Below are 25635 nucleotides of genomic sequence, written 5' to 3'. Positions count from 1 at the left end.
GTTCGTCAGTGGCGGACAGGCGCCAGCTTGTCGGCGAGGCCCGGGTGGGCGTCCAGCCAGCGGCGGGCGGACTCCTTCTCCTTGCCCTTGCCGCCGTTCTGGATCTCGACCTCCAGGGAGGCGAGGTCCTTCTCGGACAGCTTGAAGTCCTTCAGCCAGGCGGTGACCTCGGGGAAGTCCTTGCCGAAGTCCTTCTTGCCGACGGCGTGGATCTCCTCGCCCTTGCCCCAGGCCCCCTTGGGGTCCTTGAGCTTCTTCAGCTGGTGCTTGCCGTAGGCCCAGTGCGGCGACCACAGAGTGGTGACGATGGGCTCCTTCTTCTTGATGGCCCGGTCGAGGTCGGCCAGCATCGTGGAGGTGGAGGAGGAGACGACCTTGTACTCGCCGTCCAGTCCGTACTCCTTGAGGACCTTGTCGTTGAGCGTGCCCATCATGCCCGCGCTGGACTCGATGCCGACGATCTTCCCGCCGAACTGCGCGCCCTTGCCCTTGAGGTCCTCCAGGGAGTCGACGCCCTTGACGTAGTCGGGCACGGTCAGCTCCAGCGAGGTGGGCCCGTACCAGGCGCCCAGGTCGGTGAGCTTGTCCGCGTACCGGTCCATGTACTGCTTGTGGGTGGTCGGCAGCCAGGAGTCGAACTGCAGGTCCATCTGGCCCTGCGCCAGCGCGGTGTACAGCGGCCCGGGGTCGAGCTGCTTGACGTCCGGCTTGTAGCCGCGGTCCTCGAGGATGTTCTGCCACAGGTAGGTGGTGGCGATGGCCTCGTCCCAGGGGAAGTAGCCGAGCTTGATGCCCCGGCCCTGGCCCACGTTCGCGCCCGCCGCCACGTTCTGGCGGTCGTCGCCGCTGCGGGCGAGGTTCATCCCGCCCGCGACCAGCGCGAGGACGACGACGCCCACGGCGGCGACGGCCGTGCCGGGCCGGTAGCGCAGGAACGCGAGGCCGCGGGCCGCGGAGGCGGCCTTGGCGGCGGCGCGGCGGCCCAGCGGGGAGACGCGCTGGTTGAGGGCGCCGGTCATGCGGTCCAGGTAGATGGCGAGGACGACGACGGCCAGGCCGCTCTCGACGCCGCCGCCGATGTCGACCTTGGTGACGGCCGCGTACACGGCCTCGCCGAGGCCGCCCGCGCCCGCCATGCCGGCGATGACGACCATCGACAGGGCCAGCATGATGACCTGGTTGACGCCCGCCATGATCGTGGGCAGGGCGAGCGGCAGCTGCACCCGGGTCAGGGTGTCGCGCGGCGTGGTGCCGAAGGCCGTCGCGGCCTCGACGAGCTCGCCGTCGACCTGCCGGATGCCCAGCTCGGTCATGCGGACGCCGGGCGGCATCGAGAACACGACGGTCGCGATCAGGCCGGGGATCGGCCCGATCGAGAAGAACATGACGCCGGGGATGAGGTAGACGAAGGCGGGCATCGTCTGCATGACGTCCAGGGCGGGCCGCAGGGCCCCGCTGACCTTGCTGCTGCGCGCCGCCCAGATGCCGAGCGGCACGGCGATCAGCAGCGTGATCAGGCTCGCGACGAGGACGAGCGACAGCGTCGCCATCGCCGCCTCCCACAGGCCGAAGGAGTCGACCAGGGCGAAGCCGGCGAAGGTGAGCACGGCGGGCAGCAGCCCGCGCAGCCACCAGGCGACGACGGCCAGGATGCCGGCCATCAGCAGCGGCTCGGGGGCGCCGAGGACGGCGTTCACCCCGTCGTACATGCCGGTCAGGACCGTGTTGATGACGTCGAAGAGCCAGCTCAGGTGGGTCTGCAGCCAGCTGACGGCGTCCTCGGCCCAGCTTCCGAAGTGGATCCTAGGCACGGGCGCTCACCTCCGCCTCGTCGGCCGGGACGGGCGTGGCGGCCGCCACGGGCGCGGCGGGCTCCACGGCCTCCGCCGGCGCCGCGGGCCGCGGGGCGGGCACCCCCGGCTCCTCGCCGAGCGCGGCGAAGAGCAGGTCGCGGGTGACGACGCCGGCCGCCTCGCCCTGCTCGTCGGTGACGGTGAGCGGGGCGGAGCTGCGGGCGAAGGAGGCGAACAGGTCGGCGAGGGGCGTCGCGGCGGGGACGGTGGCCGCCCCCTCGGCGCCGGAGCCCCGGCCCGACCGGTCCATGATCGAGCCGGCGGTCAGCACCCGGCTGCGGTCGACGTCCTGGATGAAGGAGGCCACGTAGTCGTTGGCCGGGCGCACGAGGATGTCCTCCGCGGTGCCGTTCTGCACGATCCGGCCGTCGCGCATGACGGCGATCCGGTCGCCGAGGCGCATGGCCTCGTTGAGGTCGTGGGTGATGAAGACGATGGTCTTCTTCAGCCGCGTCTGCAGGTCCAGCAGCTGGTCCTGCATGTCGCGGCGGATCAGCGGGTCCAGGGCGCTGAAGGACTCGTCCATCAGCAGCAGGTCCGCGTCGGTGGCCAGGGCGCGGGCGAGCCCGACGCGCTGCTGCATGCCGCCCGAGAGCTCGTCGGGCCAGGAGGACTCCCAGCCCTTCAGGCCGGCGAGCTCCAGCGCTTCGGCGGCGCGCTCCTCGCGCTCCGCACGGGCCACGCCCTGCACCTCCAGGCCGTAGGCCGCGTTCTCCAGCACGCTGCGGTGCGGGAAGAGCGCGAAGTGCTGGAAGACCATGCTGATCTTGCGGGAGCGCACCGTGCGCAGGTCGCGCGGGGAGAGGGCGGTCAGGTCCTCCCCGTCGAACAGCACGCGGCCGGCGGTCGGTTCCAGCAGGCCGTTGAGCATCCGCAGGAGGGTGGACTTGCCCGATCCGGACAGACCCATCACCACGAAGATCTGGCCGGCCTCCACCTCGAACGAGGCGTCGATGACCGCCGCGGTGGTGCCGTCGGCACGCAGCTCGTCGCGGTCGGCGCCGCCTTCGAGCCGTTGGACGGCGGCTTCGGGTCGTCTGCCGAACACCTTGTACAGATGCTCGGCCTGGAGCCTGGACACATACACCTCTCGGGTCGAACTCACGACGGCCCCGCCTCCCCCTGGGGCAGGGCCGTGGAGCGGTGCGGCATCGGTCCGCGTGCCCGCTTCCGGCACACGTGCCGAGGACGGGGTCCGCTCCGGTGCCGCGCCTGCCCCCGTTCAATCCGGGCAAACGGAACAGTGACCCGGTTCACATCCGGCGGGGCGGGGCTGCGGGAGGCGTGTCGGTGGTCTGCGGCATGATCGACCCGTGACGCGACGCCTGATGCTCCTCGACACCGCCTCCCTGTACTTCCGCGCCTACTTCGGCGTGCCCGACTCCGTCCGCGCTCCCGACGGCACCCCGGTGAACGCGGTGCGCGGCCTGCTCGACTTCATCGCCCGCCTCGTCCAGGACCACCACCCGGACGACCTGGTGGCCTGCATGGACTTCGACTGGCGGCCCCAGTGGCGGGTCGAGCTCATCCCCACCTACAAGGCGCACCGGGTGGCCGAGGAGACGGAGACCGGGCCCGACGAGGAGGAGGTGCCGGACACCCTCTCCCCGCAGGTCCCGGTGATCGAGTCCGTGCTCGACGCGATCGGCATCGCCCGCGTGGGCGCCACGGGCTACGAGGCGGACGACGTGATCGGCACGCTCGCGGGCCGCGCCGCGGGCCCGGTCGACATCGTCACCGGCGACCGCGACCTCTACCAGCTGGTGGACGACCGGCGCGGCGTGCGGGTGCTGTATCCGGTCAAGGGCGTCGGCACGCTGCAGGTGGTCGACGAGGCGCTGCTGCGCGAGAAGTACGGGGTGGACGGCGCCGGGTACGCGGACCTGGCGCTGCTGCGCGGCGACCCCAGCGACGGGCTGCCGGGGGTGCCGGGCGTCGGTGAGAAGACGGCCGCGAAGCTGCTGGCCGCCTTCGGTGACCTGGCCGGGATCCTGGCGGCCGTGGACGACCCGGCGGCGAAGCTGACGCCGGCGCAGCGCAAGCGCCTGGCGGAGGCCAAGCCGTATCTGGCCGTGGCCCCGAAGGTCGTACGAGTGGCGTCGGACGTCCCGCTGGCGCCGTTCGATGCGGCGCTGCCGGCCGAGCCGCGGGATCCGCAGATGCTGGAGGCGCTCGCCGGGCGGTGGGGGCTGGGCGGCTCGCTACAGCGGTTGCTGGACGCCCTCGCCCACTGAGCTGTTAGGTTAGGTGAACCTAACTTTTCAGGATCAGGGGATCAGGGGAGACACCATGGCAGAGCGTCCCGTACGGCAGAGGCCCCGGCTCAACCGCGCCCACGTGCTGCGCACCGAGCGGCTCACGCCGCACATGGTGCGCGTCGTGCTCGGCGGCGAGGGCCTCGCGGACTTCGGCGCGGGCGAGCACACCGACCACTACGTGAAGCTGCTCTTCCCCGTACCCGGCGTCTCCTACCCCGAGTCCTTCGACATGGAGACCATCCGCCGCGACCTGCCGCCCGAGCAGTGGCCGAAGACCCGCACCTACACGGTGCGCTCCTTCGACCGCGAGGCGCGCGAGCTGGCCATCGACTTCGTCGTCCACGGCGACGAGGGCCTCGCCGGCCCGTGGGCGGCCTCCGTCCGGCCGGGCGCCGAGGTGGTCTTCCGCGGCCCCGGCGGCGCGTACTCCCCCGACCCGGCCGCCGGCTGGCACCTGCTCGCGGGTGACGAGAGCGCGCTGCCTGCCATCGCCGCGTCCCTGGAGCGGATGCCGGCGGGCACGCGCGTGCACGCCTTCGTCGAGATCGAGGGCCCCGAGGACGAGCAGAAGCTGGAGCTCGCCGAGGGCGTCGAGGTCACGTGGCTGCACCGCGCCGGCGCGCCCGTCGGCGAGGCGCTGGTCGCGGCCGTCCGCGCGCTCGACTTCCCCTCCGGTGACGTCCAGGCGTTCGTCCACGGCGAGGCGGGCTTCGTGAAGGAGCTCCGCCGCTACCTGCGCGTGGACCGCGAGGTTCCGCGCGAGCGGCTGTCGGTGTCGGGCTACTGGCGCCGGGGGCACGACGAGGACGGCTGGCAGGCCTCCAAGCGCGAGTGGAACCAGCAGGTCGAGGTCGAACAGGAAGGCGCGAAGGCGGCGTAGTCCCGCGAGCCCCTTCCCGTAGCCCCCACAGGGGTTTCGGGAAGGGGCGGGTCAGGGGAAAGCACCCCCGCCGCGACGGCGGGCACCCCCCCACCGGAGGTGACCGGCGGTGCCGCTCCGGGCCTCGGGCGTCGGGCCTCAGCCCACCGACGAGTACGCCACGACGCCCCGCAGCAAGCCGTCCACCGCGCGCCGCGCATTGCGCGCCACCGTGCTGTCCTCCTGCGGCGCCGCCGCGGCGATCTGGCCGAGGACGTCGATCAGCTGCTTGCACCACCGCACGAAGTCGCCCGCCGGCATGTCGACCTCCCGCAGGACCTCGTCCAGGCCGTGCCCGGACGCCCAGCGGTACGCGGCCCAGGCGAAGCCGAGGTCGGGCTCGCGCTGGCCGACCCCCTCCGCCTGGTTGATCTTGTGCTGTTCCTCCAGGGCGTCGAGCCGGCCCCAGATGCGGACCATCTCGCCGAGCGCTTCCTTCGCCGGCCCCGTCGGCAGCTTCGGGGGCGCCGCGTCGTCGGCCATGCGCGCCTCGAAGACGAGCGCCGAGGCGCACGCGGCCAGCTCGGCCGGCTTGAGCCCCTCCCACACGCCGTCGCGCAGGCACTCGGAGGCCAGCAGGTCCAGCTCGCCGTAGAGCCGGGCGAGCCGCTTGCCGTGCTCGGTGACCTCGTTCCCGTGCAGGTAGTCCAGGTCGGTCAGGAGGGCGCAGATGCGGTCGAAGGTGCGGGCGATGGTGTTCGTACGCCCCTCGATGCGGCGCTCCAGCTGGCGGGTGTCCCGCAGCAGCCGGTGGTAGCGCTCGGCCCAGCGGGCGTGGTCCTCGCGCTCGGCGCAGCCGTGGCACGGGTGGGCGCGCAGGGCGGCGCGCAGCCGGGCGATCTCGGTGTCGTCCGCGCCGGCCGCACGGGACCTGCGGTGCCGGTCGGGCACGATGTGGCCCGCCTTGGTGCGCAGCGCGGAGGCGAGGTCCCGGCGCGACTGCGGGGAGCGCGGGTTGAAGGACTTGGGGATCCGCATCCGCTCCAGCGGCTCCACGGGCACGGGGAAGTCCATCGGGGCGAGGCGCTTGACCTGCCGCTCGGCGGTGAGCACCAGCGGGCGCGGGCCGTCGTGGGCGTCGAAGCCCCGGTGGCGGTCGGCGCGGGCGGGCGGCACGCCGGGGTCGAGCACGAGGGCCAGGCCCGCGTACTTGCCGGTCGGGACGTGGATGACGTCACCGGGCTTGAGCCGCTCCAGGGCCGTCGCCGCGGCGGCGCGGCGCTGCACGGCGCCCTGCTTGGCCAGCTCGGTCTCGCGGTCCTTCAGCTCGCGGCGCATCCGGGCGTACTCCTCGAAGTCGCCCAGGTGGCAGGTGACGGCCTCGCGGTAGCCCGCCAGGCCCTCCTCGTTCTTCTGCACCTGCCGGGAGATGCCGACGACCGACTTGTCGGCCTGGAACTGCGCGAACGACGTCTCCAGGAGCTCGCGCGAGCGGTGCCGCCCGAACTGCGAGACGAGGTTGACCGCCATGTTGTACGACGGCTTGAAGCTGGAACGCAGGGGGTAGGTGCGGGTGCCGGCGAGGCCGGCGAGCGCGGCCGGGTCCATGGCGCGCTGCCACAGCACGACGGCGTGCCCCTCGACGTCGATGCCGCGCCGCCCGGCCCGGCCCGTCAGCTGGGTGTACTCGCCGGGCGTGATGTCCGCGTGCGTCTCGCCGTTCCACTTGACGAGCTTCTCCAGCACCACCGTGCGGGCCGGCATGTTGATGCCGAGGGCGAGCGTCTCGGTCGCGAAGACCGCCTTGACCAGGCCCTTGACGAAGAGCTCCTCCACGACCTCCTTGAAGGTCGGCAGCATGCCCGCGTGGTGGGCGGCGATGCCGCGCTCCAGGCCCTCCAGCCACTCGAAGTAGCCGAGGACGTGCAGGTCCTCGTCGGGGATGGCGGCGGTGCGCTCCTCGACGATCGAGCGGACCCGTGCCCGGGCCTCGTCGTCGTTGAGCCGCAGGCCGGCGTAGAGGCACTGCTGGACGGCGGCTTCGCAGCCGGCACGGCTGAAGATGAAGGTGATCGCGGGCAGCAGGCCCTCGGCGTCGAGGCGCTCGATGACCTCGGGGCGGCCGGGCGTCCAGATGCGGCTGCGCTGGCGGCGCTCGCGCTCGCGGTCGGCCTCGCGCACCATCTTGCCGCGGCGGCGCTCGCGCGGGTTGTAGGTGCGGCTGTTCTCCATGCGGGCCATGCGCAGCAGGTCGGGGTTGACCTCGCGGCGCGCGGCGCCGCGGCCGCCGTGGTCCGTCTCCTCCTCGAAGAGGTCGTACATCCGGCGGCCGGCGAGCACGTGCTGCCACAGCGGGACGGGCCGCTCCTCGGAGACGATCACCTCGGTGTCGCCGCGCACGGTGTCCAGCCAGTCGCCGAACTCCTCGGCGTTGGAGACGGTGGCCGAGAGGGAGACGAGGGTCACCGACTCCGGGAGGTGGATGATGACCTCCTCCCAGACGGCACCGCGGAAGCGGTCGGAGAGGTAGTGCACCTCGTCCATGACCACGTGGCCCAGGCCGATGAGGGCCTGGGAGCCCGCGTAGAGCATGTTGCGCAGGACCTCGGTGGTCATCACGAGCACCGGGGCGTCGGCGTTGACGCTGTTGTCGCCGGTCAGCAGGCCGACCTTGGCGGCGCCGTAGCGCTTGACGAGATCGCTGTACTTCTGGTTCGACAGCGCCTTGATGGGCGTCGTGTAGAAGCACTTGCGGCCCTGCGTGAGGGCCAGGTGGACGGCGAACTCGCCCACGATGGTCTTGCCCGAACCGGTCGGCGCGGCGACCAGGACACCCTTCCCGGCCTCCAGGGCCTTGCAGGCCTCTATCTGGAAGGGGTCCAGTTCGAATTCGTACATCTCGCGGAACGGTGCGAGCGCGGTGGCCTGCTCGGCAGCGCGCACCCTCGACAGGGCGTAGCGCTCAGCAGGGGACATGTCGTCGGTCATCTTGTCTACGAGCCTACCGGTGACCTGTGACAGCGCACCCGATCTTTTTCTCAGCCTTTTACGCAGCTCCGAGCAGGCGTACGGCCTCCGGCACGGTCTCCGCGGCCAGCGGCAGCGGACCGATGGGCTCCCCGTCCGCCCAGCCCGTGAGCCCGGTCGCGGACAGTGACACCTTGGCGGCGCGGTGCACGGTGACGGCCGGGTGGCCGAGGTGGGTGCCGCGGTAGACCCGGGGGAAGACCTTCAGCAGGGTGGTGCGGCTGCACGGGCCGACGACGGTGACGTCGAACAGCCCGTCGTCCATGCGCGCGCCCGCGCAGATGCGCATGCCCCCGCCGTAGGAGGAGCCGTTGCCGACCGCCACGAGGGTCGCCTCGATCTCCTGCTCGGGGCCGTCGTCCAGCCTGATCCGGTACGGGACGGGGCGCAGCGCGGCGAGCTCGGCGAGCAGCGCCACGTCGTAGCGCAGCCGGCCGGTGGGGAAGCGCATCCGGTTGCCGCGGTCGTTGACGCGCGAGTCGAAGCCGGAGGCGAGCACCGTGGCGAAGTACGTCCCGCCGGCCCGGCCGAGGTCCACCGGGCGGCCGCCGTCGTCCTTGAGCGAGCGGGCGATGAGCCGGCCGGCCGCCTCCGGGTCCCGGACGGGCAGCCCGGCGGCGCGGGCGAAGTCGTTGCCGGTGCCGGCGGCCACCACGCCGAGCGGGACGGGGGTGCCGGCGACGGCCCGCAGGGCCAGCGAGACCATGCCGTCGCCGCCGACGGCGATCAGCGCTCCGGTGCCGCCCGCCACGGCCTCGCGGGCGCGGCGCAGGGCGTCCGCGGCGTTCTCGCCGAGGACGGTGCGGACGGAGAACCCGGCGGCCCGCAGCGCCCGGGCGGCCGGCTGGGCGGCGGCCGCCCCGCGCCCGCGGCCTGCCGTCGGGTTGACGAAGAGCGTGATGTCGCTGGTCACCCGCCGGACACTAGCGGGTCGGGATGCGCCGCGGGGGGGCCGCTGCGTCAGCGGCCGCCCCGGGCGGTGTCCGGCTTCGTCCCCGGCGGGCGCCGGGTCAGGTCACGTCGTCGTAGCTGTTGCGGGCCGCGTGGCTGCGGCCGTCGTCGGACCGGTCGTGCAGGGCCGGCATCGGCTCGGAGTCGCCGACGGACTGCGGGGTCAGGTCCAGGGGGGCGGCTTCGTCGTCGGACAGCAGCCGGTCGGGGTTGCCGCGCGCACGGCGCTTGTCGTTGAGCATCGAGAAGCCGACGGCACCGAAGTACAGGATGATGATCGGCACGGCCAGGATGCACATGCCGAAGGGGTCAGTGCTGGGCGTCGCGATCGCGCCGAAGACGAAGACGCCCATGACGACGCCGCGCCACCACTTGACCATGGTCTTGCCCGTGACCATCCCGGCCACGTTCATCATCACCAGGAGCAGCGGCAGCTCGAAGGCGAGGCCGAAGACGAGGATCATCCGGACGGTGAAGTCGAGGATGTCGTCGAGATTGAGGGTGTTGGCCGCGGAATCGGGGGTGATCTGCAGCAGCACCCGCATGCTCATCGGCATGATCTCGTAGGCCAGCCAGGCACCGGCGACGAAGAGCGGGGCGGCCGTCACCACGAAGGCGACCGTGTACTTCTTCTCGTTCTTGTGCAGGCCGGGGGCGAGGAACGCCCACAGCTGGTAGAGCCAGATCGGCGAGGAGACGGTGACGCCCGCGAGGAGGCAGACCTTGACGACCGTGGTGAAGGGCGAGGCGACGCTGTTGAACACCACGACCGCGCAGTTGCCGCCATGGCTCGCGGCGAGGTCACGGCCGGGGCACTTGGGGACGGGGCTCGCCAGGAAGTCCATGAGCTGGTTCCTGTAGAAGGCCGCCACGATCGCGACCACGACGATCGCGAGGACCGCCTTGGCCAGCCTGTTGCGCAACTCACGCAGGTGCTCCGCGAGCGGCATCCGCCCCTCGGGGTCCTTCTCCTTCTTGCGGGCAGACTTGGGCAACCCACGTCCCTATCTCGTGCGGCAGACGGACGCCCCGCGGGCGGCCGCCTCGATCGTCCCTGAAAAAGTGCTGCTCAGCGCTGTTTCAGCGCTGCTCAGTGCTGCGTGGAGCGGTCGCTCGGCTCGGTGACCGGACGCGCGCCGGCCACATCGCCGGGAGCCGCCTTGATCGTACGCGGGGCCTGGCCGGCGGGCGGGTCGGCCGGGGCGGAGGCGTTGTCCTGGCCCTCCGACTTCATGGCCTTCGCCTCGCTCTTGAGGATGCGGGCGGACTTGCCGAGGGAACGCGCCATGTCCGGGAGCTTCTTCGCACCGAACAGCAGGACGATGACGACGAGAATGAGGATGATCTCGGGGGCGCCGAGCCTACCGAACATTTGCGTTTACCTTCTCACCGAGGCGGCATGGGGTGGGGTACTGCCGACTGATCGGACATTTGTCCATCAGCCGTACGGCAGCGATCGTAACGCGCAGGGGTAAACGCTGGGCAATCCCCTTGCGTACTCCCGGATGCGACCCCCCGCCTCGTCGCCGGGGCCGCCGAAACAGCGTACCGCCCGGTCTGCGACCCCAGGAGAGAGCGGGAGCGACGTTGTCAGAACCGCTCATTCCTGGCGCAAAGTGTGCACGGCCTGCGAGCTCGCCGCGGCGAGCGGCGTGGCGGCCCGCTCCAGGTCCTCCGCGGCCCGGCTGATCCGCTGCGAGCTCTCCGAGACCTGGCGCGCCAGCCGCCGCACTTCGACCAGCACCCGGGCGGCCAGCACCCCGAGGACGGCGATCCCCAGGAAGGCGAGGGCTACGGCGAGCATGGGCCAGAACATGGGACGAACCTATCGGGATGCGGAGGACGAAGGAACCAACGGCGAAAATGGCCAAAAAAGGCGGGTTGGCAGGTGGGAGGACTCAGACCGTCGAGTGCAGCCGCAGCGTACGCACCCCGCCGCCGGTCAGCAGCTCGACGATCCGCTCCCCCGCCGGCTTGCGCACCGCGGAACCGCAGTCCGGGCAGGTGAAGGAGTAGAAGGTGGTCCGCCGGCTGCCGCCGATCGCGAGCCGCAGCGCGCTCGCGGCGAGCTCGAAGCGGCCGCGGCAGTCGGGGCAGGCCGCCTTGAACATCGCGGCCACCGGCACTCTCCCCTCCATCGCGTCCACCCTCACTCCCCGTACGCCGCGAGGGCCTCGCGGGCCGCGTCCCGCGCGCTGACCGCCAGAGCGGCCGGCGAGACGATCCGCCCGTCGCCGCCGAGCCGCAGCGCGAGGCGGCGCAGCGAGGCCGGATCCGGGGTGCGCAGCGTGATCCGCAGGCCGCCGTCGGGCCGCTCCTCGGCGCTGTCGTGCGGGTAGTACTCGGCGACCCAGCGGCCGCCCGGGCCCACCTCGATCACGACCTCGGGGTCCTCCGCGGCCGGCTGCACCAGCCCCTCGGACAGGTCCCGCAGCTCGACCGGCGGGGGATCGGACGGCTCGTCGAGCAGCCGGATTTCGGCCACCCGGTCCAGGCGGAAGGTGCGCCGGGCCTCCGACAGCCGGCACCACGCCTCCATATAGGTGTGGCCCACGACGAACAGCCGGACGGGATCGACCTCGCGCTCGGTGAGCTCGTCGCGCGCGGGCGAGTAGTACTTGATCCACACGCGGCGGCGCTCGGCGATCGCCCGGTCGACGTCGGCGAAGACGCCGCCCTCGGACTCGAACGTCACCGACAGCCGGGAGCTCGCGCCCGCCGCCTCGCCGGCCGCGGCCTCGATCTTCGCGGTGGCCCGCACCAGCGCCTGCCGGTCGCTCTCGCGCAGCCCCGGCAGCGTGGCCACCGCGCGGGCGGCCACCAGCAGGGCGGTGGCCTCGTCCGCGGCCAGCCGCAGGGGCTCGCCCGTGCTGCTGCCCGAGGCGTCCGGGTTGTGCCACCAGATGCGGTCGCCGTCGGTGTCGATGTCGAGCAGGTCACCGCCGCGGAAGCTGGTGCCGCACATCGGCAGGACGTCGAGGTCGCCGATCAGCTCGTCCTCGGTGATCCCGAAGGCGCGCGCGACGTCGGTGACCCGGGCGCCGGGGCGCTCCCGCAGATAGGTGACCAGCGACAGCATCCGCCGCGTCTGGTCAATGGCGTTTCCGGCCATCAGAAGTCGGTCCGTTCCTCTCAGCCCTCGTCGCGGGCCCCTCGGCCCGTATCCGCTGTCTCAGCCCTTGGCCACGGCGCGCAGCCGGTCGAGCACCTCGGCCCGCAGCTCCGCCGGCTCCAGCACCACCACGTCCGGGCCGAATTCCACGAGCCAGGCGTCCAGCCCGTGCCCGCAGGGGATCTCCAGCTCGTCCCAGCCGTCGCCCAGCTCGCAGGTGGCCAGGGCCCGGGCCCGCAGGGGATATCCGTGGTCCGCCCGCACCTTGATCCGGGCCGTGCCCGTGGCCGTCTCACCGGCCCAGCGCTCGACGGTCTCGCGGACCGTCACGTGGTCGGGGACCGGCGCGGTGAAGGGGATGCCCCGCGAGCGCACCTTGCCGGTGATCCGGGAGAGCCGGAAGACGCGCTCGGCCTTGCGGTCGCGGTCCCAGCCCGCCAGGTACCAGTGGCCGCGCCAGCACTCCAGCGTCCACGGCTCGACGTGCCGCTGCTCGGGGCGGGCCGAGTTCGCCTTGCGGTAGTCGAAGACCACGGGGCGGCGGTCGCGCGCCGCCAGCATCAGCGGCTCGAAGGCCGCCTCGTGGACGGGGATCCGCGTCTCCAGGGCGCTGTTGCCGTAGACGTCCTCCGCGAGCGGCATCCCTGCCGCGCGCAGTTTCTGCAGCGCCCCGCTGGCCGCGGCGGCCAGGCGGGCCTGCTGCCACACGCTGGCGGCCAGGCCCAGGGCGGCCGCCTCCTCGACGTCCAGCGTGATGGCGGGCAGACGGTTGCTGTCGCGGCGGGCCAGATAGCCGGTCTCGCCGTCGAGGCTCTCCACCGTCTCGATGATCAGGCCGAGCTCGCGCAGGTCGTCCTTGTCGCGCTCGAACATGCGGTTGAAGGCGTCATCGCTGCCGGCGGCGTGGTCCGGGGTCCCGGAGGCCGTACCGCTCCCCGGCCCGAAGGCTTCGAGGTAGGCCTCGATGGAGCCCCTGAGCTCCCGCTTGCTCAGCGGACGGCGCGTCCCCAGCAGGCACAGCGCCAGGTTCATCAGCCGCTCGGCCTTGGCAATCGCCATCGACGCCCTCTCTACTTGTGCTCTCAACCGCTGACCGTACCGCTCCGGCCTGCAAGCGCAAAAGCCGAGGCCCCCACGCCTGCGGGCGTGGGGGCCTCGGTCCGCGAAGAACGCGAAGAACGCGGAGAACGCGAAGAAGAGCGTCAGCCCTTGACGGCGACCAGGTCGCAGACGAAGATCAGCGACTCGCCCGGGGCGATGCGGCCGCCACCGGCGCCGCGGTCGCCGTAGGCCATGTGCGGCGGGATGACCAGCTTGCGGCGGCCACCGACCTTCATGCCCTGGATTCCCTTGTCCCAGCCCTCGATGACCTGGCCGGCGCCGAGCTGGAACTCCAGCGGCGTGCCACGGTTCCAGCTGGCGTCGAACTCCTCGCCGGTGGAGAAGGCCACGCCCACGTAGTGGACCTTGGCCAGCTGGCCGGCCTTGGCGACCTCGCCGTCGCCCTCCCAGACCTCCGTGATCTCCAGGTCGGTGGGCGCCGGGCCCTCGGGGAAGTCGATCTCGGGCTTGTCGATGCTCACGAAAGTGCTCCTACGAACGAATCTTGTAGACAACCGTGCAAGTCTGGCAGATCCCGGTAGGAGATCAGACCTTGCCCACGATGTCGACGACGAAGACCAGTGTGTTCTTGTCCAGGCCGCTGCCGGCCTGGCCCTCGTAGCCCAGCTTCGGCGGGATCACCAGCTCGACGCGGTCGCCCACGTGCTTGCCGACCAGGCCCTTGTCCCAGCCCTGGACGACCGAGCCGGTGCCGATCTGGAAGCTCGTCGCACCCGAGTGGTCCCAGGAGGAGTCGAACTTCTTGCCGTCCTCCCACTTCACACCGGTGTACTGGGCGATCAGCCCCTCGCCCGCCTTGATCTCCGGGCCGTTGCCCTTGATCAGCACCTGCTCCTTGAGGTCCGAGGGAGCCTTGGTGTCCTTGGGGATGGTGATCTCCGCGGCCTTCTGCGGGAGCACCTTCACCTCGGGCATGCCCTCGTCCGGCTTCGCCTGCTCGCCCTTGACCTCGCTCTTCGGGTCGACCTTCCGGGCACCGGCGATGTCGACGACCCAGACCAGGCCGTCCTCCGGGTCCAGGCCCAGCTGCGGGTTGACCTGCTCGCCGATGGTCTCCTTCACGGTGCCCACGACCTCGACGCGGCTGCCGGCCCGCTGGCCGATCACGGCGTCCGCCACCTTGGCGGGCACCTGCTGCCCCGGCTGCCCCGCCGCGAAGACGTCCTGGCGGCGCACGTCCTTGCCGGCCGGCGTCTGCCCCTGGCTCGACCACGAGCCGCCCAGCGGCTTGTCGTCCTTCATGCTCTGCACCGCGAAGTCGAGCCGGACGAACGTGCCCTTCTCGACCTTGTCGCCCTTGCCCTCGGACAGCGTCTTGACCTCGAGCTCGTCGCCCGGCTTCGCACCCTTCTCCACCGAGATCTCGGGCTTCTGGCCGAAGTCCCCCTTCACCGACACCTTGGCGCCGGACGAGCCTTCGTCGTCACCGCACGCGGCGGCGGAGAACAGCAGGACAGGCACGGCCAGCGCCGCGGCCAGGCGACGCGTGTTCATCGTGAGCTTCATCAGTCCAACTCGGGCTAGGGGGGTGGCTGAGCAGTCCCGCCACTCTACGGCCTGATCCTGTGCGATCAACCCTGCCCGACACGGCAGTGGGCCGGGCCCCGCGGCCCGGCGCACCCCCGCCCGCTCACATGCCGGCGATCAGCTTCTCCACCCGGTCGTCCACCGACCGGAAGGGGTCCTTGCACAGCACCGTCCGCTGCGCCTGGTCGTTGAGCTTCAGGTGCACCCAGTCGACCGTGAAGTCGCGCCGCTGCTCCTGCGCGCGGCGGATGAAGTCGCCCCGCAGCCGGGCGCGGGTGGTCTGCGGGGGCACGGACTTGCCCTCGAAGATCTTGAGGTCGTTGCACACCCGGGCCGCCTGGCCGCGCTTCTCCAGCAGGTAGTACAGCCCGCGGCGGCGGTGGATGTCGTGGTACGCGAGGTCTATCTGGGCGACCCGCGGGTGCGACATGGTGATGTTGTTCTTCGCCCGGTAGCGCTCGATGAGCTGGTACTTCATCACCCAGTCGATCTCCGTGGAGATGCGGTCCAGGTCCTCGTCCCGGACGGCCTCCAGGGTGCGGCCCCACAGCTCCAGGACCCGCTCCACCGTGCCCGTGCGGATGCCGCGGCGCTCGCAGAAGTCCACGGCCTTCTCGTAGTACTCCTGCTGGACCTCCAGGGCCGAGGCCTCGCGCCCGCTCGCGAGCCGGACCTTCCGCCGGCCCGTGATGTCGTGGCTGACCTCGCGGATGGCCCGGATGGGGTTCTCCAGCGTGAGGTCCCGCATGACCGTGCCCGCCTCGATCATGCGCAGCACCAGGTCCGTCGCGCCGACCTTCAGCAGCATCGTCGTCTCGGACATGTTGGAGTCGCCGACGATGACGTGCAGGCGGCGGTAGCGCTCGGCGTCGGCGTGCGGCTCGTCCCGGGTGTTGATGATCGGGCGGGAGCGGGTGGTCGCCGAGCTGACCCCCTCCCAGATGTGCTCCGCGCGCTGGCTGACGCAGTAGACCGCGCCACGGGGCGTCTGCAGGACCTTCCCCGCGCCGCACAGCAGCTGCCGCGTCACCAGGAACGGGATGAGGATGTCCGCGAGACGCGAGAACTCCCCGTGCCGCGCGACGAGGTAGTTCTCGTGGCAGCCGTAGGAGTTCCCGGCGGAGTCGGTGTTGTTCTTGAAGAGGTAGACGTCGCCCGCGATGCCCTCCTCGTGCAGGCGCCGCTCGGCGTCGACGAGCAGGCCCTCGAGGATCCGCTCCCCCGCCTTGTCGTGGGTGACCAGCTCGACCACGCTGTCGCACTCCGGCGTTGCGTACTCCGGGTGCGAACCCACATCCAGGTAAAGACGCGCTCCGTTGCGCAGGAAGACGTTGCTGCTGCGGCCCCAGGAAACGACACGGCGGAAGAGGTAGCGCGCCACTTCGTCAGGCGACAGCCGGCGCTGTCCCCTGAAGGTGCACGTGACGCCGTACTCGTTCTCCAGCCCGAAAATGCGGCGGTCCATGCCTGAACATTACGCCTGATGCCCTGCGCTGAAACCGGGTTCGACCGCACCGTTCCGATCATTTTCCGACCGGGCCACGATGGGCGAGGGGGTCGCGGGAGCCTGCAGCGAGCGCCGTGCCGTCAGCATGACGAGCAGAGCGGCCACGCCGCAGCCCACGGCCACCAGGAAGCCCGCGCGGATGCCGGACTGCTGGAGCGCCGGGCCCGCGAAGGCGGTGCCGATGGCCGCGCCCACGCCGAAGGAGGTCACGAGCCAGGAGAACGCCTCGGTCACGGTGCCGCGCAGCGCGTGCCGGTCCACGACGACGAAGGCACAGGCCAGGCAGGGCGCCAGGAAGACGCCGGCCACACCGGCGAAGACCGTCATCAGCACGGTGCCGGGCACCAGCAGCAGCGGCAGGTAGCACAGGGCGAGGCCGGTGACGAGCAGCCGCAGCCGCTGCTCGGGGGTGCCGGGCCACTGGCGGTGACCGTAGACGGTGCCGCCGACGAAGGCGCCGACGCCGACCGCGGAGAGCAGGTAGCCGGCGACGTTGCCGTCGTGGTGGGCCTCGCCGTAGGCCACCGCGGAGACGGCGATCGAGCCGAGCGCGGAACCGATGAAGAAGAACGTGCCGAGCAGCACGAGCAGGCCGCGCGAGCGCAGGGCGCCCAGCCAGTGCGCCTCACGGGGCGCGCTGCGCCACTCGCGCGAGGGCGGCGAGGTGACCACGGCGAGCGCGCCGAGGGCGCCCAGAGCGTTGATCACGAACAGCGCGCCGGCCGGGGACCACGCGCTCACCAGCGCGGTGATGATCAGCGGCCCGACGACGTACATCACCTCCTGGGCGATGGCGTCGAGGGAGTACGCGGCGTGGATGCGCTCCTCGCTCTTGAGGACCGAGGGCCACAGGGCCCGCAGCCCGCCCTCCAGCGGCGGCGTGAAGAAACCGGACACCACCATGGCCGCGTATGCTAGGGCGACGGGCTCCAGTCCCACGGCGGCGAAGGCCGTCATGCCGAGCGCGGCCAGCAGGGCCGACGGCAGCATGACCCGCGGCTGGCCGTAGAGGTCGACGGCCCGGCCCAGCAGCGGCTGCCCCACCGCGTTCGCCACGCCGTAGACGGCGGAGAGCGCCGAGGCCAGCGCGAGACTGCCGCCCTCCGCACGGACGAAGAGGACGATCGCGAGCGCGGCCGTGGCATTCGGCAGACGGCCCACCAGCGTGCCTGTGAGCAGGCGCGCGGCGTGCCGCGTTCTGAGCATCTCGCCGTAGCCGGCCGCCATCGGTGACTTCCTCTCTTCCCCGAGCCTCGGGTTTTACGTATAACGTGAGGCGTCATACGTATCATGGCCGCAGCCTGCGGGTCCAACCGCCGCGGGCTGCGGCACCAGGGGAGGCACCGACAGTGACCAGCGGTGAAGAGACAGGGCAGCGCCGCGACGAGAGGTGGCCCACGGCCCGCGGCCCCCGCGCCGGGGCCCGCGCCACCAGCCGCGACGTCGCCCGGGCGGCGGGCGTCTCCCAGGCCACGGTCTCCCTCGTCATGGGCGAGAAATGGCGGGGCCGGGTCTCCGAGCGCACCGCCGAGGCCGTCCGCTCCGCCGCCCGGAGCCTGGGCTACCGCCCCAACCTCGCCGCGCGCGACCTGCGCCTCGGCCGCACCCGCACGGTCCTGCTCGTCGTCCCCGCGCTCACCAACGAGTTCTTCGCCCGGGTCCACACCGGAGCCGCCCGGGTGGCCCGCGAGCACGGCCTCGGCGTCGTCCTCTACCTCTCCCCCGAGGGCACCGGCCCGGCCCGCGACCCGTTCGCCTCGGCCAGCGCCACCCTCGACGGCGTCCTCGCCTCCTCGATGGCCGCCGAGGCGCTCGGCGCCATCCGGGGCGGCGGGCTCCCGCTCGTCATGCTCGACAGCGACCCCGGGCGCGAGGGCGCCTCCGCCACCGTCAACCCCGACATCGCCGACGGCATGCGCCAGGTCGCGGAGCACCTGCTGGGCCTCGGCCACCGGCGGTTCCTGCACCTCGCCTCGGACATCGACACCTGGACCTTCCGCGTCCGCGCGCAGGCCCTGGCCGAGGCCCTGCGCGGTACGGAGGGCGCGGCCGTGCGCACGGAGCGGGCGCCCCTCACCGTCGCCGACGGGCTGCGCGCCACCGAAAAAGCCCTCGCCGAGCCCGGCCACCGCCCCACCGCGATCATCTGCGACGACGACGTCCTCGCGGCGGGCGCGTGCAAGGCCGCCCGGCGGCTGGGGCTGCACGTGCCCGTCGACCTCTCCGTCACCGGCTTCACCGACCTGGCTCTCGCCACGGCCGTCGAGCCGGAGCTCACCACCGTGCAGCTGCCGGCCGAAGCGGTCGGCGAGGCCGGCATGCGCGCGCTCGTGGCCGTCCTCGACGGGCGGCCGCCGGCCCCCGAGGCGCTGCCGGTCCGCCTGGTCACCCGCGGCACCACGGCTCACGCCCGCCCGTAGCACCCGGGCGGCAAAGCCGTGGGCCCCGGCGGGAGAACCCGACGGGGCGCACGGCGCGACAGCAGGAAGAAAAAATCGGCTCTCGGAATCGGCTCCGGGAATCAGCTCTCGGAGGAGGCGGCTCCGCCCTCCTCGGACGAGCCCTCCGGCTCCGCACCGGCCTCGGCGGCACCGGCCTCTGCGCCTCCGGCGGACGTGCCCTCCTCCAGCAGGCGCGAGAGCTGACGGCCCAGCAGCCGCTTGAACTTGCGCTGCTGCGGACGCGTCCGGTCGAGGACGGCGACCTCCAGCTGCTCGGCGGTCAGCGTGCGCTCACCGCCGTTGTTGTCACGGGTCAGGGACTCGACCGCGAGCTTCAGCGCCTCCGAGAGGGTCATGCCGTCGCGGTGCCGCTGATCGAGGTAGTTGCTGATCTGATCGGCATTGCCACCGATCGCGACCGAGCCGTGCTCGTCCACGATCGAGCCGTCATGCGGCAGCCGGTAGATCTGGTCGTCCTCGGGGCCCGCGCCGACCTCGGCGACGATCAGCTCGACCTCGTAGGGCTTCTCGGCCGCGCTGGAGAAGATCCCGCCCAGCGTCTGCGCGTAGACGTTGGCCAGGCCGCGGGCCGTGACGTCGTCCCGGTCGTAGGTGTAACCGCGCAGGTCCGCGTAGCGCACGCCGCCGATGCGCAGGTTCTCGAATTCGTTGTACTTGCCGACCGCCGCGAAGGCGATCCGGTCGTAGATCTCGCTGACCTTGTGCAGGGCCCGGGACGGGTTCTCGGCAACGAAGACAACGCCATCGGTGTACTGGAGCACCACGACACTGCGGCCGCGCGCGATGCCCTTGCGGGCGTACTCGGCGCGGTCGGCCATGGCCTGCTGAGGTGATACGTAGAACGGCGTCGACACCGGTTATCCGTCCCTTTCTGTCAATGCGGGGTACATGGCTCGGGCCTCAGAGGAGGGCGGCCCGGGGGCCGTCCGGCTCCTGGAGCCGCCGGTCGTGGATCGCCCGGACGATCTCGGAGCACTCCGCCTCGGTGAGCTTTCGGAACCCCTCGTCGGTGATGACGGTGACGATCGGATAGATGCGCCGCGCAAGATCCGGCCCGCCGGTCGCGGAGTCGTCGTCGGCGGCGTCGTAGAGCGCCTGGACGACGAGCGTGAGGGTCTGACTCTCCGTCAGGTCCTCCCGGAAGAGCTTCTTGAGGGACCCCCGGGCGAAGACCGAGCCCGAGCCGGTGGCGGCGAAGCCGTGCTCCTCCGAGCGCCCGCCGGTCACGTCGTAGGAGAAGATCCGGCCCTTCTGGCGGTCCACGTCCCAGCCGGCGAAGAGCGGCACCACGGCCAGGCCCTGCATGGCCATGCCGAGATTGCCGCGGATCATCGTCGACAGCCGGTTCGCCTTGCCCTCCAGCGAGAGCTGGACGCCTTCGACCTTCTCGAAGTGCTCCAGCTCCAGCTGGAAGAGCTTGACCATCTCCACGGCCAGGCCGGCCGTGCCGGCGATGCCCACCGCCGAGTACTCGTCGGCCGGGAAGACCTTCTCGATGTCACGCTGGGCGATGACGTTGCCCATCGTGGCCCGCCGGTCACCGGCCAGCACCACACCGCCGGGGAACGACGCCGCGACGATCGTCGTGCCGTGGGGGATCTCGACGGCACCCTGCACCGCGGGGAGCGGCCGGTTGCCCGGGAGCAGCTCCGGGGAGTGCGAGGCCAGGAAATCCATGAACGACGAGGAGCCGGGGGTCAGGAAGGCAGCCGGCAGACGCCCGGTGCTACGAGTGTTGGCTTCCACACGTTTCCTTCCACGTATGCAGCGGCGCGCCCCATGACGTCCGCTCGATCCTTGAACTGCCCCAGGGCCGCGTCGGAGCTGAGGCACAGTACGCCACGGACCTTACCGGTCCCATGATCACGATCTGCAGGCGCCGGCAGCCGCCTACTCGCCACCCTTTTGCACGAAGCTCCGGACGAAGTCCTCGGCGTTCTCCTCGAGGACGTCGTCGATCTCGTCCAGCACGGAGTCGACGTCGTCCGACAGCTTCTCCTGCCGTTCCTTGAGGTCCTCCGAGACCTGCGCGTCCTGCGCCTGCTCCTCGACGTCCTCTGTGGATCGCGTGGCCTTCTGCTGACCGCCGCCGGTGTCCTTGGTCGCCATATCCCTCACCCCGCTCGGTTCGACGTACAAGATCGGACGTACTCAGTCGTACTCAGCCCTGCAAGATCAGACCCTACAAGCAGGGTCCGACATCGGCCCTGTACTTGCTACAACGTCCCGGAACCACGGTGATGATTCCCTGAACGCCGTCCTCTCAGACCTGCTCAGCCCCCGGAGAGCACCCGGACCAGCTCCTCCGCGGTGCGGCAGCGGTCCAGGAGCTCCTTGACGTGGTTGCGCGTGCCACGCAGTGGCTCCAGGGTGGGCACCCGCTGCAGGGAGTCACGGCCCGGGAGGTCGAAGATCACCGAGTCCCAGGAGGCCGCGGCCACGTCGTCCGCGTACTGTTCCAGGCAGCGGCCGCGGAAGTAGGCCCGCGTGTCCTCGGGCGGGACCGTGCGGGCGCGCTCCACCTCGGTCTCCTCCAGCAGCCGCTTCATCTTGCCGCGGGCCGCGAGACGGTTGTACAGGCCCTTGTCGGCCCGGACGTCCGCGTACTGCAGGTCCACCAGGTGCAGGCGGGCCGCGTCCCAGCCCAGGCCGTCGCGGCGGCGGTAGCCCTCCAGGAGCTCCCGCTTGGCCACCCAGTCCAGCTCGCCGGACAGGCTCATCGGATCGTGCTCCAGCCGGTTCAGCACGTCCTCCCAGCGGCCGAGCACGTCCTTGGTCTGCTCGTCGGCGTTCGCCCCGAAGCGGTTCTCGACGTACTTGCGGGCCAGCTCGCAGTACTCCATCTGGAGCTGGACGGCGGTGAGCGTGCGGCCGCTGCGGAGCGTGATCAGGCGCTGCAGAGTGGGGTCGTGGCTGACCTGGTGGAGGGTGCGCACGGGCTGGTCGACGGCGAGGTCGGAGACGATGAAACCGTCCTCGATCATGGACAGGACCAGGGCGGTCGTGCCCAGCTTGAGGTAGGTCGAGATCTCCGAGAGGTTCGCGTCGCCGATGATCACGTGGAGCCGGCGGTACTTCTCGGCGTCGGCGTGCGGCTCGTCGCGGGTGTTGATGATCGGCCGCTTGAGGGTGGTCTCCAGGCCGACCTCGACCTCGAAGTAGTCCGCGCGCTGACTGAGCTGGAAGCCGTGCTCGTGGCCGTCCTGGCCGATGCCGACGCGGCCGGCGCCGGTGACGACCTGGCGGGAGACGAAGAAGGGCGTCAGGTGGCGCACGATGTCCGAGAAGGGGGTCTCCCGCTTCATCAGGTAGTTCTCGTGGGTGCCGTAGGAGGCGCCCTTGTTGTCGGTGTTGTTCTTGTAGAGGTGGATCGGCTGGGCTCCGGGCAGCTGGGCGGCGCGCTCGGCGGCCTCGGCCATGATCCGCTCGCCGGCCTTGTCCCACAGGACGGCGTCCCGGGGATTGGTGATCTCCGGGGAGCTGTACTCGGGGTGGGCGTGGTCGACGTAGAGTCGCGCGCCGTTGGTCAGGATGACGTTGGCGAGGCCGATGTCCTCGTCCGTGAGCTGGCTGGAGTCCGCGGCTTCGCGGGCGAGGTCGAAGCCGCGGGCGTCCCGCAGCGGGTTCTCCTCCTCGAAGTCCCAGCGGGCGCGTCGCGCCCGGTGCATCGCCGCGGCGTAGGCGTTGACGATCTGGGACGAGGTGAGCATGGCATTGGCGTTCGGGTGACCGGGGACGGAGATCCCGTACTCCGTCTCAATGCCCATTACTCGCCGTACGGTCATGCGGCCCTCCTTGCCCGGCGGCGCCCCCTGGTGGGGTCGGCGCTCAAGTACCGCTGCGCATCCGGTCCGTGTCCGGCCCTCGATCCCCCATCGCGCTGTGCGGCGGTATCGAAGAGCCTAGAACGGCTTTGCGGCGGTGGGGAGATCATTACAGTCATTGCTCCGGTTCGTGGCGTACCCGGGCCATGGACGCTCCCCGTGGCGAAATACCGGCGGGATTCCTGACGGAACCCGGCGGAAATCGACGCGGGCGGCGGGAAAAACACGTCCGGCCGCGGTTGTCCCGGGGTGTGCCCCCGCCAGGGCGGGGGCGGGACATCCGCAGCCGGACGGCGGTACTACAGGTACTGGCCGGTATTGGCCACCGTGTCGATGGAGCGGCCGGTGTCGGCGCCCTGCTTCCCGGTGACGAGGGTGCGGATGAAGACGATCCGCTCGCCCTTCTTGCCGGAGATCCGGGCCCAGTCGTCCGGGTTGGTGGTGTTGGGCAGGTCCTCGTTCTCCTTGAACTCGTCGACGCAGGCGGCGAGCAGGTGGGAGACGCGCAGACCCTTCTGGTTGTGGTCGAGGAAGGCCTTGATGGCCATCTTCTTCGCCCGGTCCACAATGTTCTGGATCATGGCGCCGGAGTTGAAGTCCTTGAAGTAGAGGACTTCCTTGTCGCCATTGGCGTAGGTGACCTCGAGGAAGCGGTTCTCCTCGGACTCGGCGTACATCTGCTCGACGACCGACTGGATCATGCCCGCCACGGCGGCCCTGGAGTCACCGCCGTGCTCGGTGAGGTCGTCCGCGTGGATGGGCAGGGTCGCGGTCAGGTACTTCGAGAAGATGTCCTTGGCGGCCTCCGCGTCCGGGCGCTCGATCTTGATCTTCACATCGAGGCGGCCGGGGCGCAGGATCGCCGGGTCGATCATGTCCTCCCGGTTGGAGGCGCCGATCACGATCACGTTCTCCAGGCCCTCGACGCCGTCGATCTCGGAGAGGAGCTGGGGGACGATCGTGTTCTCCACGTCCGAGCTGACCCCGGAGCCGCGGGTGCGGAAGAGGGAGTCCATCTCGTCGAAGAAGACGATGACCGGGGTGCCCTCGCTCGCCTTCTCCCGGGCGCGCTGGAAGATCAGCCGGATGTGCCGCTCGGTCTCGCCGACGTACTTGTTGAGGAGCTCGGGGCCCTTGATGTTGAGGAAGAAGCTCTTCCCCGCGGGCTTGCCGGTGACCTCGGCGACCTTCTTGGCAAGGGAGTTGGCGACGGCCTTGGCGATGAGCGTCTTGCCGCAGCCGGGCGGGCCGTACAGCAGCACGCCCTTGGGCGGCCGCAGTTCGTGCTCCTTGAAGAGGTCGGGGTAGAGGTAGGGGAGCTCGACCGCGTCGCGGATCAGCTCGATCTGGTTCCCCAGACCGCCGATCTTGGTGTAGTCGATGTCCGGGACCTCTTCGAGGACGAGTTCCTCGACCTCGCTCTTCGGGATGATCTCGTAGACGTAGCCGGATCGGGGTTCGAGGAGCAGGGCGTCCCCGGGGCGGATGGTGGTGTCCAGCAGCGGCTCGGCGAGCCTCACCACCCGCTCCTCGTCGGTGTGCCCGATGACCAGGGCGCGCTCGCCGTCCTCGAGGATCTCCTTGAGGGTGACGATGTCCCCGGCTCGTTCGAACTCCATGGCTTCGACCACGTTGAGCGCTTCGTTGAGCATGACCTCCTGGCCCCGCCGGAGGTCCTCCAGGCCGACGCTCGGGCTGACGTTCACCCGGAGCTTGCGGCCCCCGGTGAAGATGTCGGCCGTGTTGTCGTCGTTGGCCTTGAGGAAGACCCCGAAGCCGGCCGGCGGCTGCGCGAGCCGGTCGACCTCCTCCTTGAGGGCGACGATCTGGTCGCGCGCCTCGCGGAGGGTGTTGGCGAGCCGCTCGTTCTGAGCGGACACTCCGGCCAGGTTGGTCTGGAGCTCGACGATCCGCTCTTCGAGAATCCTCGTGTGACGCGGAGAGTCGGCGAGCTTGCGCCGCAGGACGGCGATCTCCTGCTCGTAATAGGCAACCTGGCTCGCGAGGTCGTCGGACGCTCGTCCCGGCCGGATGCCGCGGTTCATGTCGTCGTCGTGGGCTGCCACGGTCCTCACCTCCTCCAAGGGGAGCTGGACGCTTCCTGACCCTACCTGGGCCGGTGCAGGTTGAAACCCCTAGATCACAAACCCGGTCGGAGTGTGTCCGATCTTCACCCTTGCGCACGTCCCCACAGCAGGGGAATACCCACCCATCAACATCGGAAAGCGGGCGGTTGTATCGTCGAGTCGGTCAACACCCGTCAGGGCTGGCTCCAATTGATTCACGTACGCAGGAAACGGCAGGGCGAGATGACCGTGCAGAACGACGACCGCGCGGAGGCGGCCGGGTCTCCGGCGGCCCCGGAGGCCACGGCGACCGGGGCGGACGGCCCGGGTGCGGCCCCGGAGGCGGACGGCCAGGGCGGCGAGGCCCTGGAGGTCTGGATCGACCAGGACCTGTGCACGGGGGACGGCATCTGCGCCCAGTACGCGCCGGAGGTCTTCGAGCTGGACATCGACGGCCTGGCGTATGTGAAGAGCGCCGACGACGAGCTGCTGCAGGAGCCGGGCGCGACGACGCCCGTACCGCTCCCCCTGCTCACGGATGTCCGTGACTCCGCCAAGGAGTGCCCGGGCGACTGCATTCATGTCCGGCGCATTTCGGACAAGGTGGAGATCTACGGCCCGGACGCCGGGTAACGGCTCACACACTCCCCGCTACGGGCATCGGCCGCAGGACGAACTTGCCGCTCTTCCAATGCCATTCGACGGTCCGGCGCCTGTCCGGGCAGCAACGCGGCACGCTCGGGGCGGAGTAGCCGAGCAGAGTGGCCGAAACGGTGCCCTGGGTGACGGTGAGACCGGTGACGGTCATCTGCTCCCGGGGATCCACGAGCGTGGCCAGGACGCGCGGCCGCTCGCCCGGTCCGCGGGGCGCGGCGAGGACGTAGACGCCGCTGGGCGGGGTGCCGCCTCCTGCGCGGCAGCGCACCACGGCGACCGTCTCGAGCCGGCCGTCGCCGTCGAGGTCGCTCGTGACCTGCTGGACGACATCGGGCCCGCCGCCGGGGCCGCAGCGCAGGGGGAAGCGGGCCGCGAGCGGGCCGGGGGCCTTCGGGGTCCCGGCGGCCGCC

The 25635-nt window shown here is 71.3% G+C and carries 23 protein-coding genes and 2 pseudogenes; 4 read left to right on the top strand and 21 right to left on the bottom strand.

Features of this window, described 5'->3' with window-relative positions:
* Positions 1-14: 14 nt before the first annotated feature.
* Together ACSNOG_RS15600 and ACSNOG_RS15595 are read right to left on the bottom strand one after the other, a co-directional pair.
* Positions 15-1811: pseudogene (locus ACSNOG_RS15600) on the bottom strand (ABC transporter permease/substrate binding protein); the annotation flags it as partial.
* Entirely contained in the window at positions 1804-2934 is a 1131-nt protein-coding gene (locus ACSNOG_RS15595; RefSeq protein WP_436753255.1) for a quaternary amine ABC transporter ATP-binding protein, read from the bottom strand. The pseudogene ACSNOG_RS15600 and the gene ACSNOG_RS15595, both read right to left, overlap by 8 nt.
* A 247-nt stretch (positions 2935-3181) precedes the next feature.
* Here ACSNOG_RS15595 and ACSNOG_RS15590 point away from each other — a divergent pair, with 247 nt between their 5' ends.
* Together ACSNOG_RS15590 and ACSNOG_RS15585 are read left to right on the top strand one after the other, a co-directional pair.
* Complete coding sequence (locus ACSNOG_RS15590; RefSeq protein WP_436753254.1) at positions 3182-4087, top strand: 5'-3' exonuclease; 906 nt, start codon at positions 3182-3184, stop codon at positions 4085-4087.
* A gap of 55 nt (positions 4088-4142) precedes the next feature.
* Positions 4143-4991: a siderophore-interacting protein gene (locus tag ACSNOG_RS15585; protein ID WP_436753241.1), complete on the top strand. Its 849-nt coding sequence runs from the start codon at positions 4143-4145 to the stop codon at positions 4989-4991.
* A gap of 138 nt (positions 4992-5129) precedes the next feature.
* Here ACSNOG_RS15585 and ACSNOG_RS15580 read toward each other — a convergent pair whose 3' ends face one another.
* The 12 genes from ACSNOG_RS15580 to ACSNOG_RS15525 form a co-directional block, all read right to left on the bottom strand.
* A complete protein-coding gene (locus ACSNOG_RS15580; RefSeq protein WP_436753240.1) occupies positions 5130-7958 on the bottom strand; it encodes a DEAD/DEAH box helicase in 2829 nt (942 codons plus the stop codon).
* A 58-nt stretch (positions 7959-8016) separates the two neighbouring features.
* Positions 8017-8910 (bottom strand): diacylglycerol kinase, encoded by an 894-nt coding sequence (locus ACSNOG_RS15575; protein WP_436753239.1) that lies wholly within the window; start codon positions 8908-8910, stop codon positions 8017-8019.
* Between the two features lie 97 nt (positions 8911-9007).
* Positions 9008-9898, bottom strand: a complete 891-nt coding sequence (gene tatC, locus ACSNOG_RS15570) for a twin-arginine translocase subunit TatC (RefSeq protein WP_436753253.1) — start codon at positions 9896-9898, stop codon at positions 9008-9010.
* A 140-nt stretch (positions 9899-10038) separates the two neighbouring features.
* The gene (gene tatA / locus ACSNOG_RS15565; RefSeq protein ID WP_168096926.1) at positions 10039-10320 is read right to left on the bottom strand and encodes a Sec-independent protein translocase subunit TatA; all 282 of its coding nucleotides are present in this window, start codon (positions 10318-10320) and stop codon (positions 10039-10041) included.
* Positions 10321-10548: 228 nt separating this feature from the next.
* Positions 10549-10764 carry a hypothetical protein gene (locus ACSNOG_RS15560; protein ID WP_436753238.1) on the bottom strand — a complete coding sequence of 72 codons (216 nt, stop codon included), beginning with the start codon at positions 10762-10764 and terminating at the stop codon, positions 10549-10551.
* An 82-nt stretch (positions 10765-10846) separates the two neighbouring features.
* Positions 10847-11086 carry a hypothetical protein gene (locus tag ACSNOG_RS15555; RefSeq protein WP_436753237.1) on the bottom strand — a complete coding sequence of 80 codons (240 nt, stop codon included), beginning with the start codon at positions 11084-11086 and terminating at the stop codon, positions 10847-10849.
* Positions 11087-11097: 11 nt separating this feature from the next.
* Positions 11098-12060, bottom strand: a complete 963-nt coding sequence (locus tag ACSNOG_RS15550; protein WP_190024231.1) for a helix-turn-helix transcriptional regulator — start codon at positions 12058-12060, stop codon at positions 11098-11100.
* A 60-nt stretch (positions 12061-12120) separates the two neighbouring features.
* Entirely contained in the window at positions 12121-13119 is a 999-nt protein-coding gene (locus tag ACSNOG_RS15545) for a helix-turn-helix transcriptional regulator (RefSeq protein WP_436753236.1), read from the bottom strand.
* 143 nt (positions 13120-13262) lie between these two features.
* Positions 13263-13643 (bottom strand): FKBP-type peptidyl-prolyl cis-trans isomerase, encoded by a 381-nt coding sequence (locus ACSNOG_RS15540; RefSeq protein WP_436753235.1) that lies wholly within the window; start codon positions 13641-13643, stop codon positions 13263-13265.
* A 64-nt stretch (positions 13644-13707) separates the two neighbouring features.
* Positions 13708-14676: an FKBP-type peptidyl-prolyl cis-trans isomerase gene (locus ACSNOG_RS15535; protein ID WP_436753234.1), complete on the bottom strand. Its 969-nt coding sequence runs from the start codon at positions 14674-14676 to the stop codon at positions 13708-13710.
* 136 nt (positions 14677-14812) lie between these two features.
* Positions 14813-16174, bottom strand: coding sequence for a Pup--protein ligase (gene pafA, locus ACSNOG_RS15530; protein ID WP_058045169.1), 1362 nt, complete (start codon positions 16172-16174; stop codon positions 14813-14815).
* A gap of 9 nt (positions 16175-16183) precedes the next feature.
* A complete protein-coding gene (locus ACSNOG_RS15525; protein ID WP_436753233.1) occupies positions 16184-17443 on the bottom strand; it encodes an MFS transporter in 1260 nt (419 codons plus the stop codon).
* 122 nt (positions 17444-17565) lie between these two features.
* Here ACSNOG_RS15525 and ACSNOG_RS15520 point away from each other — a divergent pair, with 122 nt between their 5' ends.
* On the top strand, positions 17566-18636 hold the full coding sequence (locus ACSNOG_RS15520; RefSeq protein ID WP_436753232.1) for a LacI family DNA-binding transcriptional regulator: 1071 nt from the start codon (positions 17566-17568) through the stop codon (positions 18634-18636).
* A 101-nt stretch (positions 18637-18737) separates the two neighbouring features.
* Here ACSNOG_RS15520 and prcA read toward each other — a convergent pair whose 3' ends face one another.
* The 6 genes and pseudogenes from prcA to arc form a co-directional block, all read right to left on the bottom strand.
* Positions 18738-19532: a proteasome subunit alpha gene (gene prcA, locus ACSNOG_RS15515; RefSeq protein WP_436753231.1), complete on the bottom strand. Its 795-nt coding sequence runs from the start codon at positions 19530-19532 to the stop codon at positions 18738-18740.
* Positions 19533-19578: 46 nt separating this feature from the next.
* Positions 19579-20424: a proteasome subunit beta gene (prcB, locus tag ACSNOG_RS15510; protein WP_436753230.1), complete on the bottom strand. Its 846-nt coding sequence runs from the start codon at positions 20422-20424 to the stop codon at positions 19579-19581.
* Positions 20376-20564: pseudogene (locus ACSNOG_RS15505) on the bottom strand (endonuclease domain-containing protein); the annotation flags it as partial. The gene prcB and the pseudogene ACSNOG_RS15505, both read right to left, overlap by 49 nt.
* 4 nt (positions 20565-20568) lie before the next feature.
* Positions 20569-20787, bottom strand: coding sequence for a ubiquitin-like protein Pup (locus tag ACSNOG_RS15500; RefSeq protein ID WP_058045164.1), 219 nt, complete (start codon positions 20785-20787; stop codon positions 20569-20571).
* Positions 20788-20951: 164 nt separating this feature from the next.
* Positions 20952-22463, bottom strand: coding sequence for a depupylase/deamidase Dop (dop, locus tag ACSNOG_RS15495; protein WP_436753229.1), 1512 nt, complete (start codon positions 22461-22463; stop codon positions 20952-20954).
* Between the two features lie 338 nt (positions 22464-22801).
* Complete coding sequence (gene arc, locus ACSNOG_RS15490) at positions 22802-24568, bottom strand: proteasome ATPase (RefSeq protein WP_436753228.1); 1767 nt, start codon at positions 24566-24568, stop codon at positions 22802-22804.
* 243 nt (positions 24569-24811) lie between these two features.
* On the opposite strand from arc, the gene ACSNOG_RS15485 reads away from it, so the two are divergent.
* A complete protein-coding gene (locus tag ACSNOG_RS15485) occupies positions 24812-25201 on the top strand; it encodes a ferredoxin (protein WP_436753227.1) in 390 nt (129 codons plus the stop codon).
* Between the two features lie 4 nt (positions 25202-25205).
* On the opposite strand, the gene ACSNOG_RS15480 is transcribed toward ACSNOG_RS15485, so the two are convergent.
* Positions 25206-25635: hypothetical protein (locus ACSNOG_RS15480; protein WP_436753226.1), on the bottom strand; the 430-nt coding region annotated here is incomplete at its 5' end.

The sequence above is a fragment of the Streptomyces sp. URMC 124 genome, from assembly GCF_051386455.1.
GTDB lineage: Bacteria > Actinomycetota > Actinomycetes > Streptomycetales > Streptomycetaceae > Streptomyces.
Note: the sequence above shows the minus strand (reverse complement) of the source record. Positions and strands in the feature narration are given on the sequence as shown.

Bases quoted from the DNA above. Each gene is read 5' to 3' on its own strand.
- ACSNOG_RS15590 (WP_436753254.1), top strand. From the start codon at position 3,182: ATGCTCCTCGACACCGCCTCCCTGTACTTCCGCGCCTACTTCGGCGTG.
- ACSNOG_RS15585 (WP_436753241.1), top strand. From the start codon at position 4,143: ATGGCAGAGCGTCCCGTACGGCAGAGGCCCCGGCTCAACCGCGCCCAC.
- ACSNOG_RS15580 (WP_436753240.1), bottom strand. From the start codon at position 7,958: ATGACCGACGACATGTCCCCTGCTGAGCGCTACGCCCTGTCGAGGGTG.
- tatC (WP_436753253.1), bottom strand. From the start codon at position 9,898: ATGCCGCTCGCGGAGCACCTGCGTGAGTTGCGCAACAGGCTGGCCAAG.
- tatA (WP_168096926.1), bottom strand. From the start codon at position 10,320: ATGTTCGGTAGGCTCGGCGCCCCCGAGATCATCCTCATTCTCGTCGTC.
- ACSNOG_RS15560 (WP_436753238.1), bottom strand. From the start codon at position 10,764: ATGTTCTGGCCCATGCTCGCCGTAGCCCTCGCCTTCCTGGGGATCGCC.
- ACSNOG_RS15555 (WP_436753237.1), bottom strand. From the start codon at position 11,086: ATGGAGGGGAGAGTGCCGGTGGCCGCGATGTTCAAGGCGGCCTGCCCC.
- ACSNOG_RS15550 (WP_190024231.1), bottom strand. From the start codon at position 12,060: ATGGCCGGAAACGCCATTGACCAGACGCGGCGGATGCTGTCGCTGGTC.
- ACSNOG_RS15545 (WP_436753236.1), bottom strand. From the start codon at position 13,119: ATGGCGATTGCCAAGGCCGAGCGGCTGATGAACCTGGCGCTGTGCCTG.
- ACSNOG_RS15535 (WP_436753234.1), bottom strand. From the start codon at position 14,676: ATGAACACGCGTCGCCTGGCCGCGGCGCTGGCCGTGCCTGTCCTGCTG.
- pafA (WP_058045169.1), bottom strand. From the start codon at position 16,174: ATGGACCGCCGCATTTTCGGGCTGGAGAACGAGTACGGCGTCACGTGC.
- ACSNOG_RS15525 (WP_436753233.1), bottom strand. From the start codon at position 17,443: ATGGCGGCCGGCTACGGCGAGATGCTCAGAACGCGGCACGCCGCGCGC.
- ACSNOG_RS15500 (WP_058045164.1), bottom strand. From the start codon at position 20,787: ATGGCGACCAAGGACACCGGCGGCGGTCAGCAGAAGGCCACGCGATCC.
- dop (WP_436753229.1), bottom strand. From the start codon at position 22,463: ATGACCGTACGGCGAGTAATGGGCATTGAGACGGAGTACGGGATCTCC.
- ACSNOG_RS15485 (WP_436753227.1), top strand. From the start codon at position 24,812: ATGACCGTGCAGAACGACGACCGCGCGGAGGCGGCCGGGTCTCCGGCG.